Source organism: Rickettsia amblyommatis (genome assembly GCF_002078335.1).
Classification (GTDB): Bacteria; Pseudomonadota; Alphaproteobacteria; order Rickettsiales; family Rickettsiaceae; genus Rickettsia; species Rickettsia rickettsii.
Genome location: NZ_CP015012.1, coordinates 676,035 through 695,974 on the forward strand (window position 1 = coordinate 676,035; position 19,940 = coordinate 695,974).

The following is a 19,940-nucleotide window of genomic DNA, read 5'->3' on the forward strand; positions in this document are numbered from 1 at the left end:
TCATCGTCATTGCGAGTGGCCGTAGGCTGCGTGACAATCTCAGAATTTTGGCACGAGATTGCTTAGTCAAAATTTTCAATTTTTCTTCGCAATGACGTTTTTAAGCCATAACGAGAATAGTTTATGCTAAAAGAAGAAGACAAAATTTTTACTAACCTGCATGGGCAGCAAAGCCATGATTTGAAATCTAGCAAGAAACGAGGCGATTGGGAGGATACTAAAGCTTTGCTTGATAAAGGTAGAGATTGCATCGTTGAAGAGGTTAAGAAGTCAGGGCTTAGAGGGCGAGGAGGTGCCGGATTTTCTACCGGTATGAAATGGTCATTTATGCCTAAAAATTCAGAGAAGCCTTGCTATTTAGTAGTAAATGCCGACGAGTCTGAGCCTGGCACTTGTAAGGATCGTGATATATTAAGGTTTGAGCCACACAAATTAATAGAAGGTTGCTTGCTTGCAAGCTTTGCTATAGGAGCGAATAATTGTTATATCTATATTAGAGGTGAGTTTTATAATGAGGCCTCTAATATTCAGCGTGCCTTAGATGAAGCCTATAAAGAAGGGTTAATAGGAAAGAATGCTTGCGGTTCAGGCTTTGATTGTAATATTTATTTACATCGTGGGGCGGGTGCTTATATTTGTGGCGAAGAAACGGCATTGCTTGAAAGCTTAGAGGGTAAAAAAGGTATGCCTCGTTTAAAGCCGCCTTTTCCTGCCGGCTTTGGGTTATATGGCTGCCCGACTACTATAAATAATGTTGAGTCTATCGCAGTAGTGCCAACCATTTTAAGACGAGGAGCTAGCTGGTTTGCCGATATAGGTAAACCTAACAATACGGGAACTAAGATTTTCTGCATATCAGGGCATGTTAACAAGCCTTGTAATGTTGAAGAAGCAATGGGAATTTCGTTAAAAGAATTGATTGAGAAATATGCGGGAGGTGTTCGTGGTGGATGGGATAATCTTAAAGCCATAATCCCGGGTGGTTCTTCCGTGCCTTTACTTCCTAAGTCATTATGTGAAGTGGATATGGATTTTGATAGTTTAAGAACCGCAGGTTCCGGACTTGGTACAGGCGGTATTATAGTTATGGATAAATCTACCGATATTATTTATGCAATAGCAAGGCTTAGTAAATTTTACATGCATGAATCTTGCGGGCAATGTACTCCTTGCCGTGAGGGTACGGGCTGGATGTGGCGAGTTATGATGCGGCTAGTTGAAGGTAATGCCAAAAAATCTGAGATAGACGAACTCCTTAACGTTACGAAAGAAATAGAGGGGCATACTATCTGTGCCTTAGGTGATGCGGCAGTTTGGCCGATTCAAGGGCTGATACGCCATTTTAGAAGCGAGATTGAGGCGAGGATAAAGAAGTTATAGCGTGGTTTGACTTTATCGTCATTGCGAGGAGAGATTGCCCGTGTGGATACTAAGCCATCATTGCAAGCGACTGAAAGGAGAAAGGAGCGTGGCAATCTCTCCTCGCAATGACGATTCCAATTTATAAACAATTAAGAGATTATGCAAACAGATAATACAAAATCAAACACTAATAAAACAGCTAAGCAAGAGTGTAGGTCTTTTGCTTTTGTAATATGTATCGCTTTACTTATTAGAATACTTATTATGGAGCCATTTACCGTTCCGACCGGGTCTATGAAAGCAACTATACTTGAGAATGACTATATATTTTCTACGAAATATAGTTATGGTTATAGTAATTATTCTTTATCTTTTTTTGATTTTATTCCTCTTTTTAAAGGGCGAATATTTGCTCGTGAACCGGAGCGTGGCGATATTGTAGTTTTTCGTCCGCCTAACGATATGAGTGTTAGATATATAAAGCGTTTAATAGGGCTACCCGGCGATAAAATTCAATTGATTGATGACGTAATATATATTAACGACAAAAAAATAGAACGCACGGAAGTGGGAACTTATATAAGCGAAGAGGGAATAAAATATTTAAAGTTTAAAGAAACACTGCCAAACGGTAGAACATATTTTTCTTATAAGCTTGCTCCTATTTATGGCGTTATATATAATGATAGATACGGTAATACGGATGTTTTTGATGTACCTGAAGGGAAATATTTCTTTTTAGGGGATAATAGAGATCAGTCAAATGATAGTAGAGTAAGTCTTGGATTTGTACCGTTTGAAAATTTTATTGCTAAAGCACAATTTATTTGGTTCTCAACAAAAATAACTTGGTGGGATAATGATATAGGAGTTATTAATCTAGTACTAAAGTTAAAGCCATGGATTGAATCTGTTAGGTTAAATAGAATTTTCAGAAATCTTTATAACACGGATGCGTAATGGAATCATTTGAGAAGTTAGAAAAGCTACTTAGCTATAGTTTCAAAAATAAAGAGCTTTTAATAGAGGCGTTGAGTCACCCGTCTTTAAGGCAACACCACGAGTACAAGGATGATAAAGATTATGAACGATTAGAATTTCTAGGTGATGCCGTATTAAATTTAGTAATCACAGAAATTTTATTTAGAAATTTTGCAAATTATAATGAGGGGAATTTAGCTAAAATTAGATCATATTTGGTTTGCAAAGAAACAATATGCATGGTTGGAGCTAAACTTACTTTAAAAAATTATATAATTATGACTCATGGCGAAGAAGTAGCAGGCGGGCGTGATAATCTTAATAATATAGAAAATGCCACGGAAGCTTTAATTGCAGCTATATATCTTGATAGCAATATTGAAACAACCCATGATATTATCGAGAAGTTATGGGCAGAATTTATAAAAGTTCAGAATTTAACGGATTATGACCCAAAAACTGCTTTACAAGAATGGGCTCAAGCTAGTGATCATCACCTACCGATATATCGTCTGATAAAAAGAGAAGGAGCCTCCCATTCATCGACTTTTACGGTTCTTGTAAAAGTAAAAGATTATGAACAAACAGGCACTGGTCACGCAATAAAAGAAGCAGAGAAAAACGCAGCACGAAGCTTATTGCATAGACTTAAAAATGACTAATAGACATCTTGCCAAACCAGCTTATAGAGAGGAATTTAAAGGAGACACAGAAGCACTTGCCTCCGCAGCGTACACACTAGTACGCGAGGATGCGAGTACTAGATCGACGTCTAAATTACCTCTAGAAGTGAAGTTTGGGAAGATGTCTAATCAGAAAACGGTATCGGTTTGTATAATCGGGCGACCTAATAGCGGAAAATCAACTTTATTAAACAGAATAATCGGTGAGAAGCTTTCAATCGTTACCCCAAAAGTTCAAACTACTAGGTCAATTATTACCGGTATTATTACCTTAAAAGATACGCAGGTAATTTTATACGATACGCCCGGTATATTTGAGCCGAAAGGGAGCTTAGAAAAAGCAATGGTAAGATGTGCGTGGTCTAGTTTGCATAGTGCGGATTTAGTGCTGTTAATTATTGATAGTATAAAGTCGTTTGATGATATAACGCATAATATTTTATATAAGCTTCGCTCACTTAATATTGTTCCGATATTTTTATTGAACAAAATAGACATCGAATCAAAATATCTAAATGACATTAAAGCTTTTTTAACAGAAAATCATCCTGATAGCTTGCTTTTTCCTATATCTGCTTTATCAGGCAGAAATATTGATGTATTACTTGAATATATAACAAGTAAGGCCAAAATTTCTCGTTGGCTTTATGCGGAAGACGACATAACGGATTTACCTATGCGTTTTATTGCAGCAGAAATTACAAGAGAGCAGTTATTTTTAAATTTGCAGCAAGAACTCCCTTATAAATTAACCGTACAAACCGAAAAATGGGAAGAGCTTAAAGACAAATCCGTAAAGATTAATCAAGTTATAGTAGTTTCAAGAGAGAGCTATAAAACTATAATACTCGGTAAAAACGGCTCTAAAATCAAAGAAATAGGAGCAAAATCCCGAATGCAAATGGAGAGGTTTTTTGGATTTCCTGTTCATTTATTTTTATTCGTTAAGGTGCGTGAGCTGTGGGAGAATAATCAAGAATTTTATCAGTATATGAAGATATAAAGCTGTCATCCTGTGGCTTGACAGGCTTTGTTTGATGGTTTTCGATGTCATTCCCGCGAAAGCGGGAATCCAGTAAAACCTACAAAAAACTTGTTTTTTAGGTTTATTTTATCAATATTAAGACTATTTCTGAATTCCCGCTTTCGCAGGAATGGTATAAAAGCCATATAATAATGCCAATAAAAATAACATTAAATAATCATGATAATACTTGGGATTGATCCGGCACTTGGGAGTCTTGGATGGGCAGTAGTGGCAAAGGAGATCGCACAGTTGAAATATTTAGCTAGTGGTATTATTAAAACAAATAGTAAGGATGAAATTCATCATAGACTTGCTTTTATTAATAGTACATTAGAAAAAGTAATATTAGAATATCAACCAAATATGGCAGCGATTGAAGAAACATTTGTTAATACTAATAGCGTGACTTCTTTAAAGCTTGGATATGCTAGAGGGGCGATAATGTCGCTGATCGGTAGATATAATGTGGACATGCGAGAGTTTAAGCCAAATACAGTAAAAAAAACCGTAACAGGATATGGGCACGCAGAGAAAGACCAAATTTTGCATATGATAAAGCTTTTGCTGCCTGGCACTTCCTTAATTACCAATGCCGATGAAGCTGACGCTGTAGCGATTGCCTATACCTGCTTAGTTACAAAAAATTATTAAAATGAATCCAATAATAATATTAGTTGCCCCGCAAATGGGTGCGAATATCGGTGCTACTGCAAGAGCAATGAAGAATTTTGGCTTAAATGAGCTTAGAATCGTAGCTCCAAGAGACGGCTGGCCTAATGAGCAAGCACGTAGTAATGCAGTCGGAGCGGTTAATATTATAGATCATGCAAAAATTTTTGATAGCCTAGAGGATAGCATTAAAGACCTCGAATATTTATATGCTACTACTTGCGTTAAAAGGGCTATGAATAAAGGTTATGTATTTTCACAAAATTTACCTTTAGATTATCCAAATTCTGAAAAAGTCGGGATAATGTTCGGGCGGGAAAATAATGGGCTTAGCAACGAAGAAATCGCATTTGCTAATAAGATTATCACTATTAATACAACCGAATTTAGCTCATTAAACATTGCTCAAGCGGTTATTATTATATGCTATGAGTTGTTTCGTAATTCTACGCCCAGAGAGGATGTACATAACATTCAAAAATTAGCTACTAAAGAAGAAATAGAGCATTTTTTAGTAAATTTATTCGGTAAACTCGATAAAGCCGGATTCTTCAAGGCTCCCAACAAAAAACCTACTATGCAACAAAATATCACTAATATATTTACACGTATCAATAGTCTCTCTTCCCCTGAAGTCCAAACTCTGCAAGGTATTATTAAATCTTTAAATCAATGATATTTAGTAATTTCTTAAGTTCAGGAACATAATTTCTTATTCGGTTATATATTTCATCGGCAAGCTTTTTATCGTAAGTATGAGATGTCATATTACGATCAGTAAGCATATAAATCCATAAACTCTCATCATTGATAATAGCGGCAACAAAAGCTTCCTTTATCACTTCTTTAGGATAGTGAAGCACTGTGCCTTTTTGAGAAAAATATTCTTTTAAAAACTTCCAAGCGAGTTCAAAAGTAAATTCAAATCTTTGTATAGTGGCATCAATATAAGCCCTATCTTCTGTTGTCGGTTTTAAATAAATATCTTCAAGCGTCATAAAAGTTTTATGAAATTTTTCAAGTTTAAGGTTTATTTTTGACATATATAATTTTTTTCTCTTTTAATATATTTTTATAAAGTTCAGAGCTTATTTTAGTACTTTCAAACCTTATACAATCTATTTTTAAAAGCGTGTCGGCATTCTCTATAATAGACATAACTTCTAGCCATTCTTGATCTGTAATATTAGGGCAGATAATTGCAATATCAATATCGGAACGCTCATCGTTATCCCCTCTAGCACGAGAGCCAAAAAGCCATATTTCGTTGACAAACGGTAAAGATTTTAGCTTATTAATGAATATATATGATTGTATATCTTTATCCATATAATTACCAGCTTTTGATTAAAGATTTAATAATTTCAGCTACTCTTTCTACTTCATTTAAGGGTTTGTAGTTATATTCTTCTAGAGCAATAGTCGATTTATCAAAAATTCTTGCTATCTTCTGTTCTACTAACTGCTTTATAAAAATCTTATGCTTTGAAGAATTAAAGTTTGGTGGGCAGAATATATAAAGAGGCTTGCCGCTTGAAGCTGCTTCACTGCACATTGAGATTGAGTCAGCCGTAGAGATTATATATTTTGCCTTGGAGAGCATAGCTATATAAGGATTATAGCCTGCGTCTTCGTTTGGGTCATAAATAATTGTGGAAGACGGCATATTATTTTTAATAATTGATTTTACAGTGTGTGGTGTACGTCTACTAAAACTAATGAAAAAAGGTATTTTTTGATTAGTATATATTTTATTTAATAATGAAGCAAATAAAACTGCTTCATCTTCATGTAAATTAAATTTTTTATTATTCCCACCGATTATCACTGCAATAAACTGTTTAGGATTAGGATAATGTTTTTGGAGTTCCAAGTTCGCCGTGGCGAACTTTTCGGTTACGTTGTTGATAGCTCCGTTGATGGGGATGATGGTTTTAAAGTCGTTATTGCGAAGAAATACGAAGTATTGACTAAGCAATCTAGTAAAAAAGCCCTGAAATTGCTTCAGCCACTTTGTGGCTTCGCAATGACGTTGGTCATGATAAGGCAGAATAACGGCATCAAATGTATTGTAAGGAAGATTAGGCTGCATTATTTGTATTAACTTAATATCTTTAAATTTCTTTTTTAAATAAAATGCTAGTACTGCCGTTCTTCTTCCAGCGGTAATTATCATATCAGGTGGGGACTTATCCAAAAGATACTGCAATAGCTCACTTTTTATATGAATAGGATAATATTTTAGTAAAAAGTTCGGTAGCTTAGCTAAGCAATTATATTCAAGCTTAATTGTTGTATATTCTTCCGTTAATTTTTCAGCAAGTGCAATAGCCTGATGGGTATTGCCTGTTCTATCATCTGCCAATACGTGTATTTTCATTGTAAATACTTCTCTAAAGGTAATGTTAATAAGTTTGTTAGAGGTAGTGATTTATCGCAAGCCTCGGCTATTTGTGGTGTGATCGGAATTTGAGCGATTAGTGGTATATTATATTTTTGCGATAAATGTCCGCCGCTATTATTTTTAAGCATATAGCTCATATTCTCAATTAGTCCCAAAATAGGTAAATTTAGTTTTTGATATAAATCTATAGAACGTATTACGTCTATTTCTGATATTTTTTGTGGTGTAGTTACGATTATTACGCCGTCTAAATGATAATTTTCTAGTATACTTAAATGAATATCACCTGTCCCCGGCGGCATATCGATAATTAAATAATCTAAATTATCCCATTTTGTTACCGATAATAATTGATAAATAGTCTTACTCGTCATAGGACCACGCCAAATAATTGCCGAATGGTCTTTAACGAAGAAGCCTATAGACATAATTTCGATGCTTTGAGCAAGTACCGGTATTATTCGTCTATCTTTCGTTTTAGGTACTTCGTTAATGCCGAATATATGCGGAATTGACGGACCGTAAATATCCGCATCTGCTATCCCGACTCGGTAATTTTCTAGACTTAACTGCTGAGCAATAAGAGCCGATATTGTAGATTTTCCGACTCCGCCTTTACCTGACGCTACTAAGATAATTTTTTTTACATTTTCTACAAAATGTTTTAGTTTTTGAACTTTTTTCTCCATCGGTTTACTTTCGGTAAAAACAATTGTTATTTTATTTACTGCCGAAATCTCGTTAAGTTTATTAATTGCCTTAAGTCTAATTTCTGCGGCTTCTAACTTGTTTTTACCTGATATATCTATTGAGAAACCGATATTATTACCTTTAATTATAATATCCGATATAACTTCATTTAAAAAAGTACCGTCTTTAAAGGTAATATGCTGAATTTTATCTATAATTTGTCGTTGGTGTAAATGCGCCATAATTAAATTTCCTTTTTAAAGCTGTTGAAGCTCGTAACTTGACGTTATATACTATAATATATATAATTATCTCATCTTTAAAATAATATAAAACAACAAAGCAAATGCTTAATAAAAAATATATCTCAATTTTAAAAAAATCCCCATGGAAAGATTTTGATTCTGATAAAGAAGATAACATATTCACAAGACCGCGTAAAAATCAATTTAATTTTGATCAATTTCAATTCCCGTTTAATTTCAATGCTAAAACAATAATTTTAGCTGTTGTCGCAGTGGTTGCTTTATGGCTCGCTTCGGGTATTTATGAAATAAAAGAAGGCGAAGAAGCAGCGGTAATAAGATTTGGGCGTCTTGTGCGTAAGGGTTACCCCGGGCTTAATTATCATTTACCGGTGCCTTTTGAAAAGATAATAGTTGAGAAAGTTAAACAATCACGCCGGATTGAGATTGGTTATCGTACAAATAGCTCTCTGCGTAGCGGTGGCGATAATACTAAAAATATTGCCGGTGAAAGTATAATGCTCACCGGTGATGAAAATATCGTTGCTTTAAATTGTGACGTAATGTGGCATATTAATAATCTTGAGGATTTTATTTTTAACTTACAAAGACCTGAAGAAACAGTAAAAGCAACAGTTGAGAGTGCCGTTAGGGAAGTCATAGGCAATACTCCTATTTCTTGGGTATTATCCGATCAAAAGCAGGAGATTACTTATAAAATAGAGAAATTAGCACAGAAGATATTGGATAGTTATAATGCCGGTGTTATGATTGAGAAAGTACAATTATTAAAAGCCGAGCCGCCTGCCGAAGTAATAGATGCTTATAGAGATGTGCAAACTTCAAAAGCAGATAAAGAAAAAGAAATAAATCAAGCTCAAGCCTATAATAATAAGATTTTGCCGGAAGCTAGAGGAGCGGCTGCAAAGATTATACAAGAAGCAGAAGGTTATAGAGAAGAAGTTATATCGAAAGCAGAAGGTGATAGCCAAAGATTTAATGCTATTTATAAACAATATGCTACAGGTAGGCAAGTAACTAGAGATAGATTATATTTAGAAGTAGTCGAAGAGATATTAGGCGGTTCAAATAAAACGATTATTAATAATGCACTACTGCCGCACATGGCTATTAAACCATAGGGGTGCGATAGTTATTCCCGCTTTCGCGGGAATAACATCGAGCGTGTTTTTCACTCTATACACGAATGACATCTAAACAACAAGGAATATTAAATGCAACAAAAGATTTATTATATAATTTTTATAATTGTTTTTGGGCTGGTACTGATTTCTAGCTCCTTATTTTCAGTTGACCAACGCCAATCTGCAGTAGTATTCCAGTTTGGTGAGGCAGTTAGAACTATAGAAAATCCAGGACTAAATATTAAAATCCCATTTATTCAAAATGTTGAATTTTTTGATAAGCGTCTTTTAGATGTTGAGGTTGAGGCAAAAGAATTAACGGCTGCTGACGGTAAACGAGTTATTGTTGATGCCTACGCCAAATTCCAAATTAATAATCCCGTAATGTTTTATAAAACGGTACATGATTATCAAGGTGTAAAAATTAGGCTGACTCGTAATCTTGAATCGTCAATGCGTAAGGTGATAGGTAAAATCTCGCTAAGTAGCCTTTTAAGTCAGGAACGTAGTAACGTAATGTTAAATATCTTAAATCAAGTGGACGGTGAAGCTAAAAGCTTCGGTATTGATGTTGTAGATGTTAGAATTTTAAGAGCAGACTTACCAAAAGAAAATAGTGCCGCTATTTATCGTCGTATGCAAACGGCACGTGAAAAAGAAGCAACCCAAATTAGAGCGGAAGGACAAGAAGAAAGCGTGCGTATTCGTTCAAAAGCAGATAAAGAAAGTAAAATAATACTTGCTAAAGCTTATCGAGATGCACAAATTATTAAAGGTGACGGCGATGAGAAAGCAGCAAAAATATATAACTCTGCTTATTCAGTCGACCCGGAATTTTATAAATTTTATAGATCACTTTTAGTATATAAAAATTCTTTAAAGAAAGAGGATACTAATTTTGTAATTTCACCGGATGCTGAAGTTTTAAAATATCTAAATCTAACTAAGTAGTATACTAGTCTATCTACTTTTTATTTACTTGGAGTATATGGTTAATGTGAAAATAGTTCTTGTTATAATAGTTTTAATATCAAGTAACGTTGTTCTAGCAAAAGAAAATAGTAAGTCTTTAAAAGTAGCAGATCAAGAAGAGAATGAATTTACGGCAATAAATTCTGCTCCTTTAAAAGTAAGTGAAGCCGCCCGTTATAGCTTTGCCGATATAGTTGAACCATTAATTCCTGCAGTCGTTAATATTTCAACAATAGAATATGTTAATAGTAAATCGGAAAATGCCGAGAAAGATCCTCTGCAAGAAAAAGTTAATGATTTTTTAGAAAAGCTTAATATACCGCTGAATTTGGAAGAGGTAGATCAAACTCCGAAAAGTGTTCCGCTTGGTTCAGGATTTATTATTGAACCTAACGGCTTAATAGTGACAAACTATCATGTAATTGCTAATGTTGATAAAATTAATATAAAACTTGCAGATAATACCGAATTATCGGCTAAATTAATAGGTAACGATACTAAAACCGATTTAGCTCTCTTAAAAATAGATAGCGAGGAACCTCTACCTTTTGTTGAGTTTGGAGATTCAAATGATGCAAGAGTAGGAGATTGGGTGATTGCGATCGGTAATCCGTTCGGTAATCTAGGCGGTACGGTGACAAGCGGTATTATTTCTTCTAAAGGGCGGGATATCGATATAGATACGGACAATATAGTCGATAATTTTATTCAAACGGATGCTGCAATTAATAACGGTAATTCTGGTGGTCCTATGTTTAATTTGGATCAGAAAGTAATCGGCGTCAATACGGCAATTTTTTCACCGCTCGGTACTAATATAGGTATCGGTTTTGCAATACCGTCAAATACTGCAAAGCCTATAATCGAACGTCTTAAGAAAGATGGAAAAGTAAGTAGAGGACGCCTTGGAGTAACAATACAAGATTTAACCGAGGAAATTTCTGAAGGGCTAGGACTTAAAGATACTAGGGGGGTGTTAGTAGCTAAAGTACAAGAAGACGGTCCAGGTGATAAAGCGGGAATTAAAACAGGTGATATAATAATAGAGTTTGCAAATATACCGGTTAAAAATACTAAAAAATTACGTGTAATTATTGCAGATGCTCCTATTGATCAGGAAGTAAAAGTGAAAATACTTCGCGATAAAAAGGAGCTTGAATTACCTATTAAAATTACTTCGGATAATGAAGAGGTTACCAAAGATTCTACAGAAGAGACCAATAAGAAAGAAATAACAAATAAAGAAGAAAATAATTAAAATAATAGTACTTTTGGTAATTTGATTGAAGAACTAAGACAAAAATATACTATTCCTCAAGATAAAATGGGAATAGTGATAACCAATATTAATCAGGAAAGCATAGACGATATAAGTACGCTAGAAGAATTATATGAAAATGCTAAAAAATCAGATAAGCAAAATATTTTGCTCCTGATTGAAAGGGGTAGTAGTAATATGTTCGTACCATTGCAGGTTATGTAAGATATAGTTTTCTATGTCATCCCCGCCTTCGCGGGAATGACATAGAATGTAAAAATAATACCTAAATAATTTATGAATGAAAAAATAGCAATTTTAAGTGCATATAGTTTTGTTAATATAGAAGAACCGGCGAATTTGATACCGAAACTTTTGCTTATCGGTAAAAGAAAATATGTTAGAGGTACTATTTTATTAGCTAATGAAGGCTTTAACGGCTCTTTTTCAGGTTCATATGAAAATGTAAATCTTGTACTTGAAGAATTGATAAAGCTAACCGGTCCCAAAGATGTTAACGTTAAAATAAATTATAGTGATGTTCATCCTTTTCAGAAATTGAAAGTCAGACTTAAGAAAGAGATTATAGCAATGAACGTTAATGATTTAAATGTTGATTTGTTTAAAGGCGAATATATAGAGCCGAAAGATTGGGATGCATTTATCACAAAACAAGATGTTATAGTAATAGATACTCGAAATGATTATGAAGTAGAGGTCGGTACATTTAAATCAGCAATTAATCCTAATACCAAAACATTTAAACAATTTCCTGCTTGGGTTCAGCAGAATCAAAAATTGCTCAAAGGTAAGAAAATTGCTATGGTTTGTACAGGTGGTATCAGGTGTGAAAAATCCACCAGCTTACTTAAAAGCATAGGTTATGATGAGGTATATCATTTAAAGGGTGGAATACTGCAATATCTAGAAGATACACAAAACAAGAACAATTTATGGCAAGGTGAATGTTTTGTCTTCGATGATAGGAGAGCAGTGACAGATGATTTATCGCCCGTAGAAAGACATTGGTTGCAGAGATAGATGTCGTTGACCGATTGAAACGTGTAGTATGTCATTCCCGCGGAAGCAGGAATCCAGTAATTAAAAAATACACATATACTGAATTTTTAAAATTAAAAGCTCTCTTTTTTCTGGATTCCTGCTTCCGCGGGAATGACATAGCCCTTTTTTATTTATTAGAAATATATGACTAAAACCAAACAAGAAATTTATAATAAGCGTCCCACTTCGCCGCATTTAACTATATATAAGCCGCAAATAAGTTCTACATTATCAATTTTGCATCGTATGACAGGCGTAGCTTTGTTTTTTGCGGTGTCAATCTTGGCGTGGTGGTTGATTCTTAGTAAATATGACAATAATTATTTACAGCTTGCTGAATGCTGTATTATAAAAATATGCTTAGTAGCTGTTAGCTATGCTTGGTTTTATCATTTATGTAACGGCATTCGGCATTTATTTTGGGATATCGGTTACGGTTTTTCTATAAAATTGGTTAATATCACTGGTTGGTGTGTAGTGGTAGGATCTGTATTATTAACGGTATTGTTATGGGTGTAGTAATTAAAAACGTCATTGCGAGGAGATGCGTAGCATCGACGTGGCAATCTCAGAAATAATAACAAATGCCTGAGATTGCTTAGTCAATTGCTATGCAATTTCCTCGCAATGACGAAAAGCTAAAACAAATAATAGAGAAAATTAATGGTATATGATTTTAAAGCAGAAATTGTAAAAGCAAAAAATAGCGGTTCTGCTAAAAGCGGTTCTCATCATTGGTTATTGCAAAGAGTAACGGGGATTATATTAGCTTTATGTTCTGTGTGGCTAATATATTTTACGTTAACCAACAAAAATAATGATATCAATATTATTATGTGGGAGCTTAAAAAGCCTTTTAATGTAGTAGCTTTGTTAATTACGGTGGTTATTTCGTTGTATCATGCGATGCTTGGTATGCGTGTAGTAGTTGAGGATTATATAAGTTGTCACAAATTACGTAATACATTGATTATAATAGTGCAATTATTTTGCATTATGACTATTGTAGCTTTTGTAGTAGCGATGTTTTATAAAGGATAAAAATTGTCATACCGCGGCTTGGCCTCGGTATCCAGAAAATAATTTATAGCATTATTGTGTATTGAATTACTGGATCCCATGGTCAAGCCATGGGATGACAGAGGTAGACAATTCACGTATCAAAATAGAAAAAATTAATTTAATGACCAAAGCGTATAATATCATTCATCATAAATTTGACGTAGTAGTTGTAGGTGCAGGCGGAGCAGGTCTTCGTTCTGCATTCGGTATGGCTAAAGAAGGGCTAAATACCGCTTGTATAACTAAGCTGTTCCCAACCCGTAGTCATACTGTGGCTGCTCAGGGCGGAATTAGTGCGGCTCTTGGGAATATGGGCGAAGATGATTGGCGTTGGCATATGTATGATACGGTAAAAGGTTCTGATTGGTTAGGCGATCAGGATGCCATTGAGTATATGTGCAAAAAGGCTCCCGATGCGATTTTAGAGCTAGAGCATTACGGCGTACCTTTCTCAAGAACTGAAGAGGGAAAAATTTATCAGCGTCCTTTTGGAGGAATGACAACAGAGTACGGCAAAGGAAAAGCAGCTCAGCGTACATGTGCTGCGGCAGATCGTACGGGGCATGCCATACTTCATACTTTATATCAACAGTCACTAAAACATAAAGTACAGTTTTTCGTTGAGTATTTTGCTATTGATTTATTGATGGAAGATGGTGAATGTAGAGGCGTAGTTGCGTGGAATTTAGATGACGGTAGTCTGCATTGTTTTAGAGCTCATAATGTAGTGCTTGCAACGGGCGGATGCGGGCGTGCTTATTTTTCGGCGACGTCTGCTCATACTTGTACGGGTGATGGGGGCGGTATGGCGATTAGAGCCGGTCTTCCACTGCAAGATATGGAATTTGTACAGTTCCATCCGACAGGTATATATTCGGCGGGCTGTCTTATTACCGAGGGGGCAAGAGGCGAAGGGGGATATCTCGTTAATGCAAACGGTGAGCGTTTCATGGAGCGTTATGCTCCTGCTGCAAAGGATTTAGCTTCAAGAGATGTAGTTTCAAGAGCAATGACTATAGAAATCAGAGAGGGGCGAGGAGTTGGCGAGCATAAAGATCATGTATTTTTACATTTAAATCATTTATCGCTTGAGATTTTACATAGTCGTTTGCCCGGTATCTCTGAGACGGCTAAAATTTTTGCCGGTGTTGACGTGACTAAAGAGCCGATACCGGTACTTCCTACGGTACATTATAATATGGGCGGGATACCGACTAATTATCACGGTCAAGTCATAATCAAAGACGGTAAAAATCATAATAGCGTAGTAAAAGGGCTTATGGCAATCGGTGAAGCGGCTTGCGTATCGGTACACGGTGCTAACCGATTAGGATCAAATTCTTTGCTTGATTTAGTAGTATTTGGTAGAAGTTCTGCATTAAAAGCAGCTGAGCTTATTAAGCCTGTGAGTCCCCACAAGTCTATAAAAGAAGAAAGCCTTGAAAAAATTATAAATAGATTTGATAAAGTCCGTTACGCTAACGGTAATATTTTAGTTGCAGAGTTAAGGCTTAAAATGCAAAGAACTATGCAAAGCCATGTTTCGGTATTCAGAAATCAAGAGGTACTAGATGAAGGAGCAGGAATGATTAGCGAAATAAGAAGCGGCTATAAAGATATAAAAATTAACGATAAATCTTTAATTTGGAATAGCGATTTAGTGGAAGCCTTAGAGCTAGATAATCTACTTGATCAAGCTTTAGTAACGGTATATTCGGCAGCTGCAAGAAAAGAAAGTAGAGGAGCGCATGCACGTGAAGATTATCCTGATCGTAATGATGGGGATTGGATGAAGCATACTCTTAGCTCTATCGATGAAGCAGGTAAAGTAATTCTTGATTATAAACCTGTGACTTTAACTACTTTAACCGATGAAGTAACAGCAGTCCCGCCGGTGAAGAGAGTGTACTAATTAATGTTCTTATGTCATTCCTGCGAAAGCAGGAATCTAGAAACCTTTAATGTCATATCCCGCGATTTAATCGCGGGATCCAAAAATGCTTATTTTTTTAGATATCGCGGTCAAGCCGCGGTATGACAAGGAAAAAATATATATAAAATATGTTTGAGTATTTAATAAAATTCTATCCAACAATCTTTTTTATTGTAGAGGGAACTTTGGTAACTTTAAAATATAGCGTTATTGCCGTTATATTCGGTTTAGTAATAGGGATGCTGCTTGCTATTTGTAAGGTAAATAAAAATCGTGCTTTAAGGCTTTTTGCAAATTTCTATACTTCTATTTTCAGAGGAACGCCTTTATTAATTCAATTAAGTATTATTTATTTTGCTTCACCTTATATCATAGGCGTTAAATTTAGTGTGTTTATGGCGGGAGCTGTTTCTTTTTCTCTTAATTCGGGAGCATATGTTTCCGAAGTAATTAGGGCAGGGATTAATGCAGTTGATAAAGGGCAGTTTGAAGCGGCTGAAGCTCTTGCTATTCCAAAGTTTTTAATAACGAAAGATATAATTCTACCGCAAGCAGTTAAAAATATTTTTCCGTCATTAGTAAATGAGCTTGTAAATTTGATTAAAGAATCAGCCATTATTTCTATGCTTGGAGAAATGGATTTAATGCGTAGAGCACAAATTGTATCAATTGAAACATATAATTATTTTTTTCCAATGCTTATTGCTGCGTGCTGTTACTATATTTTAGTTATGTTAATCAGCTTTATAGCAAAAATAATTGAGAAAAAAATGATTGTTAATTAAAACATACTTGCTTTTATGGAAAAAGTAATTATAATTTAAATTTAGTGTAATTTACAAATTCTTATAATTTGTATTTAGAAATGATTGAAAAATAAAGGGTGGAAAATACTTCCACCCTTTATTTATCGTATATATATTTTTTGGAGTATTTTTTAAATGCCGACATATAATCAATTAGTACGTTTTGGGAGAAAGTCAAAAACTCGTAAGACCAAATCTCCTGCCTTAGAATCTAATCCTTTTAAAAGCGGTGTTTGCCTAGTTGTAAAAACCGTTACCCCTAAAAAGCCTAACTCTGCGCTTCGTAAGATTGCAACGGTGCGTTTAAGTAATAAAAGAACCGTAAATGCATATATTCCTGGTGAAAAGCATAGTGTAAAGGAGCATGATAGGGTGTTAGTAAGAGGCGGTCAGGTTCCTGATCTTCCGGGGGTGAAATATCATATCGTACTCGGTGCTTATGATATTGCCGGAGTTAAAGGACGTAAGCAAGGTCGGTCACGTTACGGTGCTCCTCGTAAACAAGTTGCAGTTACAAAAAAATAAATTATTAGTTAGAGAGAAAAAATAAAATGTCACGTCGTCATGCCGCGGAAAAGCGAGTAATTTTACCTGATATGAAATATAACAGTATTTTACTGTCAAGATTTATCAATAATATTATGAAAGAAGGGAAGAAAGCCCTTGCAGAGAAAATTGTTTATTCAGCCTTTAATAAAATTGAAAAGAAGCATAGAGTTGATCCGTATCAAACCTTTAAGAATGCTATGCATAACGTGAAGCCGCATTTAGAAGTAACTTCGGTTAGGGTTGGAGGAGCTAATTATCAAGTTCCGACTCATGTTGATGAAAGAAGAGGCTATGCCCTTGCTAGCCGTTGGATTATTAATGCTGCGTCAAAACGTTCTGAAAAAATGATGATTGATAAACTTGCCGAAGAGCTGTTTGAAGCTTCTAATAATAGAGGCGTTGCCATTAAGAAGAAAGAAGATACTCATAAAATGGCCGAAGCTAATAAAGCTTTCTCTCATTTTAGCCCTAAAAAAATGAAATAAGGTAGGGTATAATGAGTAAAATAAATAAACTTGAGCATATTCGTAATATCGGTATATGTGCTCACATTGATGCCGGTAAAACCACAACTACCGAACGTGTTTTATATTATACCGGTAAATCGCATAAAATAGGTGAAGTTCATGAGGGCGGTGCTACCATGGATTGGATGGAACAAGAACAAGAACGCGGTATAACCATTACCTCAGCTGCTACTACTTGTAGATGGCAAGATAAAATAATTAATATTATCGATACTCCTGGACACGTTGACTTTACTATCGAAGTAGAGCGTTCGCTTCGTGTTCTTGACGGTGCGATTGCAGTATTTGACGGTGTAGCAGGTGTTGAACCGCAATCAGAAACGGTTTGGAGGCAAGCAGATAAATATAATGTTCCTAGAATGTGTTTTGTCAATAAAATGGACAGAATGGGAGCAGATTTTTATAGATGCGTTGAAATGCTCAAAGATCGTTTAGGAGCAAAACCGCTTGTTATTCAGTTGCCTGTAGGGATTGAAGAAAATTTTAAAGGTATAATTGATCTTGTTAAAATGAAAGCAGTGGTTTGGAAAGATGAAGCACTTGGAGCTGAGTATTTGGAAGAAGATATACCTGCCGATATGAAAGATAAAGCTGAAGAATATCGTGCTAAATTACTTGATATGGTTGTTGAGTTAGATGATCATGTTATGGAAAAATATTTATCAGGTGAAGAAGTAACAGCAGAAGAGATTAAAAGATTAATCAGAAAAGGTACTATTTCAGCAGCATTTTATCCGGTTTTATGCGGTAGTGCTTTTAAAAATAAAGGGGTGCAGCCTTTACTTGATGCCGTAGTAGATTTCCTACCTTCGCCTATTGATATAGGTATAGTAAAAGGTATGGAAGTAAGTACCGGTGAAGAAAAAAATTTCCCTATTTCGGTAACTGAGCCTTTTGCAGCTTTAGCATTTAAAATTATGAATGACCCGTTTGTCGGGTCATTAACTTTTATTAGAATATATTCAGGTAAAATTACTTCAGGAACAACTGTTATTAATACCGTAAAGAATAAAAGAGAAAAAATCGGTAGAATGCTATTAATGCATGCTAATAATCGTGAAGACGTAAAAGAAGCATCAGCAGGTGATATAGTAGCTTTAGCAGGTCTTAAAGATACTACCACAGGTGATACGTTATCCGATATTGATCAGCAAGTAATCTTAGAAAGAATGGAATTTCCAGAGCCGGTAATTGAGCTTGCGGTAGAACCTAAATCAACAGCCGATCAAGAAAAAATGGGCCTCGCACTTTCTCGTTTAGCAGCTGAAGATCCATCATTTAGAGTGTCAACTGATCATGAAACAGGACAAACAGTGATAAAAGGAATGGGAGAACTCCATTTAGAAATTATCATTGATCGTATGAGAAGAGAGTTTAAGGTCGAAGCAAATATTGGAGCTCCTCAAGTAGCATATCGTGAAACTATAACAAAAGCTTGTGAAATTGATTATACCCATAAGAAACAATCTGGCGGTGCAGGACAATTTGCTCGTGTAAAAATTATTTTTGAGCCTCTAAAAGAGGTAAAAGATCTAAAAGATGAAGATAAAAATAAAATTTTTGTATTTGAAAGTAAAATCATCGGCGGTGCCGTGCCTAAAGAATATATACCAGGTGTTGAAAAAGGATTAAATAATATTAGAGAAACCGGTGTTATTGCCGGTTATCCTATGATTGATTTTAAAGCAACTTTAGTTGACGGTGCGTTTCATGATGTAGATTCTAGTGTACTTGCGTTTGAAATTGCTGCAAAGGCAGCATTTAGAGAAGGGATGCCGAAAGGTAATCCTAAATTACTTGAGCCGATTATGCAAGTTGAAGTTATCACTCCTGATGAATATATGGGTGATATTATAGGCGATTTAAATAGTCGTAGAGGACAAATTCAAAGCATGGATCCAAGAGGGAATGCTCAAGTAGTTACTGCGAATGTTCCTTTAGCGGAAATGTTTGGTTATGTTAATACGCTTAGGTCTTTATCTCAAGGTAGAGCTCAGTTTAGTATGATATTCTCTCATTATGATCAAGTGCCGAGTCAAGTAGCTGATATTATTAAAGCTAAAAAATAATTTAGGAGTGAGATGTTACGTCTTATAGAAATAAATGTTGTTTTGCTGTGGCAGCTTATAAATTAGAAGTACTGTTTGTTATAGTAATTTTTTTAATAATAACAAATATAAATTTTATTGATTTTTTATTAAAAATATGATAGGAGTGTAGCTCAATTGGTAGAGCGCCGGTCTCCAAAACCGGAGGTTGCGGGTTCGATGCCTGTCGCTCCTGCCATTATAGGCTTAGAGCTTTTTTGCTATAAAATATAGAATTTTGTAAGAAGTCTAATAAATTACCTAACAAAAATATGTTTAAAGAATATAAAATTTATAAGTTTTTTGAACAAGTTAAACAAGAAACTTATAAGGTAGTTTGGCCAACTAGAAAAGAGCTTATTGCTTCAACATTAGTAGTGGTAGTAGCAGTTTTTATTTTTAGTTTAATGTGTTTGGTACTTGATTATAGTATACATAACATAATGCAGCTTTTGCTTAATATCGGCAAATAGTATAA

At 35.0% G+C, this 19,940-nt stretch carries 21 protein-coding genes, 1 tRNA gene and 1 pseudogene; 19 read left to right on the forward strand and 4 right to left on the reverse strand.

Translation table 11 applies throughout. The features are described from left to right. Nucleotides 1-123: 123 nt before the first annotated feature. The 6 genes from nuoF (at nucleotide 124) to A3305_RS03845 (ending at nucleotide 5,398) form a co-directional block, all read left to right on the forward strand. Nucleotides 124-1,380: an NADH-quinone oxidoreductase subunit NuoF gene (nuoF, locus tag A3305_RS03820; RefSeq protein WP_014391827.1), complete on the forward strand. Its 1,257-nt coding sequence runs from the start codon at nucleotides 124-126 to the stop codon at nucleotides 1,378-1,380. Nucleotides 1,381-1,521: 141 nt separating this feature from the next. Further along, on the forward strand, nucleotides 1,522-2,322 hold the full coding sequence (gene lepB / locus A3305_RS03825; RefSeq protein ID WP_014391828.1) for a signal peptidase I: 801 nt from the start codon (nucleotides 1,522-1,524) through the stop codon (nucleotides 2,320-2,322). Next, nucleotides 2,322-3,005: a ribonuclease III gene (rnc, locus tag A3305_RS03830; RefSeq protein WP_004996667.1), complete on the forward strand. Its 684-nt coding sequence runs from the start codon at nucleotides 2,322-2,324 to the stop codon at nucleotides 3,003-3,005. Before lepB ends, rnc begins: the two co-directional genes overlap by 1 nt. Beyond that, nucleotides 2,998-4,029, forward strand: a complete 1,032-nt coding sequence (gene era / locus A3305_RS03835; protein ID WP_014391829.1) for a GTPase Era — start codon at nucleotides 2,998-3,000, stop codon at nucleotides 4,027-4,029. Before rnc ends, era begins: the two co-directional genes overlap by 8 nt. A gap of 201 nt (nucleotides 4,030-4,230) precedes the next feature. Beyond that, entirely contained in the window at nucleotides 4,231-4,704 is a 474-nt protein-coding gene (gene ruvC, locus A3305_RS03840; protein ID WP_014391830.1) for a crossover junction endodeoxyribonuclease RuvC, read from the forward strand. A gap of 1 nt (nucleotide 4,705) precedes the next feature. Beyond that, nucleotides 4,706-5,398, forward strand: coding sequence for an RNA methyltransferase (locus A3305_RS03845; RefSeq protein WP_014391831.1), 693 nt, complete (start codon nucleotides 4,706-4,708; stop codon nucleotides 5,396-5,398). Here A3305_RS03845 and A3305_RS03850 read toward each other — a convergent pair. Genes A3305_RS03850 through A3305_RS03865 form a run of 4 tightly spaced genes read right to left on the reverse strand, consistent with a single transcriptional unit; the run spans nucleotide 5,379 to nucleotide 8,058 of the window. After that, nucleotides 5,379-5,765 carry a nucleotidyltransferase substrate binding protein gene (locus A3305_RS03850; RefSeq protein WP_014391832.1) on the reverse strand — a complete coding sequence of 129 codons (387 nt, stop codon included), beginning with the start codon at nucleotides 5,763-5,765 and terminating at the stop codon, nucleotides 5,379-5,381. The two genes, A3305_RS03845 and A3305_RS03850, sit on opposite strands and share 20 nt — an antisense overlap. Continuing rightward, complete coding sequence (locus A3305_RS03855) at nucleotides 5,746-6,051, reverse strand: nucleotidyltransferase domain-containing protein (RefSeq protein WP_014391833.1); 306 nt, start codon at nucleotides 6,049-6,051, stop codon at nucleotides 5,746-5,748. Before A3305_RS03855 ends, A3305_RS03850 begins: the two co-directional genes overlap by 20 nt. A 4-nt stretch (nucleotides 6,052-6,055) precedes the next feature. Continuing rightward, the gene (locus A3305_RS03860) at nucleotides 6,056-7,102 is read right to left on the reverse strand and encodes a mitochondrial fission ELM1 family protein (protein WP_014391834.1); all 1,047 of its coding nucleotides are present in this window, start codon (nucleotides 7,100-7,102) and stop codon (nucleotides 6,056-6,058) included. Then, nucleotides 7,099-8,058 (reverse strand): Mrp/NBP35 family ATP-binding protein, encoded by a 960-nt coding sequence (locus A3305_RS03865; protein ID WP_014391835.1) that lies wholly within the window; start codon nucleotides 8,056-8,058, stop codon nucleotides 7,099-7,101. Before A3305_RS03865 ends, A3305_RS03860 begins: the two co-directional genes overlap by 4 nt. A 104-nt stretch (nucleotides 8,059-8,162) precedes the next feature. Here A3305_RS03865 and hflK point away from each other — a divergent pair, with 104 nt between their 5' ends. The 13 genes and pseudogenes from hflK to secE all read left to right on the forward strand — a co-directional run bounded on the left by hflK (nucleotide 8,163) and on the right by secE (nucleotide 19,935). After that, complete coding sequence (gene hflK, locus A3305_RS03870) at nucleotides 8,163-9,203, forward strand: FtsH protease activity modulator HflK (protein WP_014391836.1); 1,041 nt, start codon at nucleotides 8,163-8,165, stop codon at nucleotides 9,201-9,203. Between the two features lie 93 nt (nucleotides 9,204-9,296). Continuing rightward, on the forward strand, nucleotides 9,297-10,157 hold the full coding sequence (gene hflC, locus A3305_RS03875) for a protease modulator HflC (RefSeq protein WP_014391837.1): 861 nt from the start codon (nucleotides 9,297-9,299) through the stop codon (nucleotides 10,155-10,157). Nucleotides 10,158-10,194: 37 nt separating this feature from the next. After that, nucleotides 10,195-11,661: pseudogene (locus tag A3305_RS03880) on the forward strand (Do family serine endopeptidase). Nucleotides 11,662-11,733: 72 nt separating this feature from the next. Continuing rightward, on the forward strand, nucleotides 11,734-12,477 hold the full coding sequence (locus A3305_RS03890; RefSeq protein ID WP_014391838.1) for a rhodanese domain-containing protein: 744 nt from the start codon (nucleotides 11,734-11,736) through the stop codon (nucleotides 12,475-12,477). A gap of 165 nt (nucleotides 12,478-12,642) precedes the next feature. After that, nucleotides 12,643-13,017: a succinate dehydrogenase, cytochrome b556 subunit gene (sdhC, locus tag A3305_RS03895; protein ID WP_014391839.1), complete on the forward strand. Its 375-nt coding sequence runs from the start codon at nucleotides 12,643-12,645 to the stop codon at nucleotides 13,015-13,017. A gap of 144 nt (nucleotides 13,018-13,161) precedes the next feature. After that, nucleotides 13,162-13,539, forward strand: coding sequence for a succinate dehydrogenase, hydrophobic membrane anchor protein (gene sdhD / locus A3305_RS03900; protein WP_014391840.1), 378 nt, complete (start codon nucleotides 13,162-13,164; stop codon nucleotides 13,537-13,539). A gap of 142 nt (nucleotides 13,540-13,681) precedes the next feature. After that, on the forward strand, nucleotides 13,682-15,472 hold the full coding sequence (gene sdhA / locus A3305_RS03910; RefSeq protein ID WP_014391841.1) for a succinate dehydrogenase flavoprotein subunit: 1,791 nt from the start codon (nucleotides 13,682-13,684) through the stop codon (nucleotides 15,470-15,472). 149 nt (nucleotides 15,473-15,621) lie between these two features. Beyond that, nucleotides 15,622-16,278, forward strand: a complete 657-nt coding sequence (locus A3305_RS03915; RefSeq protein WP_014391842.1) for an amino acid ABC transporter permease — start codon at nucleotides 15,622-15,624, stop codon at nucleotides 16,276-16,278. Between the two features lie 156 nt (nucleotides 16,279-16,434). Beyond that, complete coding sequence (gene rpsL / locus A3305_RS03920; RefSeq protein WP_004996647.1) at nucleotides 16,435-16,824, forward strand: 30S ribosomal protein S12; 390 nt, start codon at nucleotides 16,435-16,437, stop codon at nucleotides 16,822-16,824. Between the two features lie 26 nt (nucleotides 16,825-16,850). Beyond that, complete coding sequence (rpsG, locus tag A3305_RS03925; RefSeq protein ID WP_014391843.1) at nucleotides 16,851-17,333, forward strand: 30S ribosomal protein S7; 483 nt, start codon at nucleotides 16,851-16,853, stop codon at nucleotides 17,331-17,333. Nucleotides 17,334-17,344: 11 nt separating this feature from the next. Then, nucleotides 17,345-19,444, forward strand: a complete 2,100-nt coding sequence (gene fusA / locus A3305_RS03930) for an elongation factor G (protein ID WP_014391844.1) — start codon at nucleotides 17,345-17,347, stop codon at nucleotides 19,442-19,444. A 141-nt stretch (nucleotides 19,445-19,585) separates the two neighbouring features. Continuing rightward, nucleotides 19,586-19,661, forward strand: a tRNA-Trp gene (locus tag A3305_RS03935). 73 nt (nucleotides 19,662-19,734) lie between these two features. Further along, nucleotides 19,735-19,935 (forward strand): preprotein translocase subunit SecE, encoded by a 201-nt coding sequence (gene secE, locus A3305_RS03940; protein WP_014391845.1) that lies wholly within the window; start codon nucleotides 19,735-19,737, stop codon nucleotides 19,933-19,935. The last annotated feature ends 5 nt before the right edge of the window (nucleotides 19,936-19,940 follow it).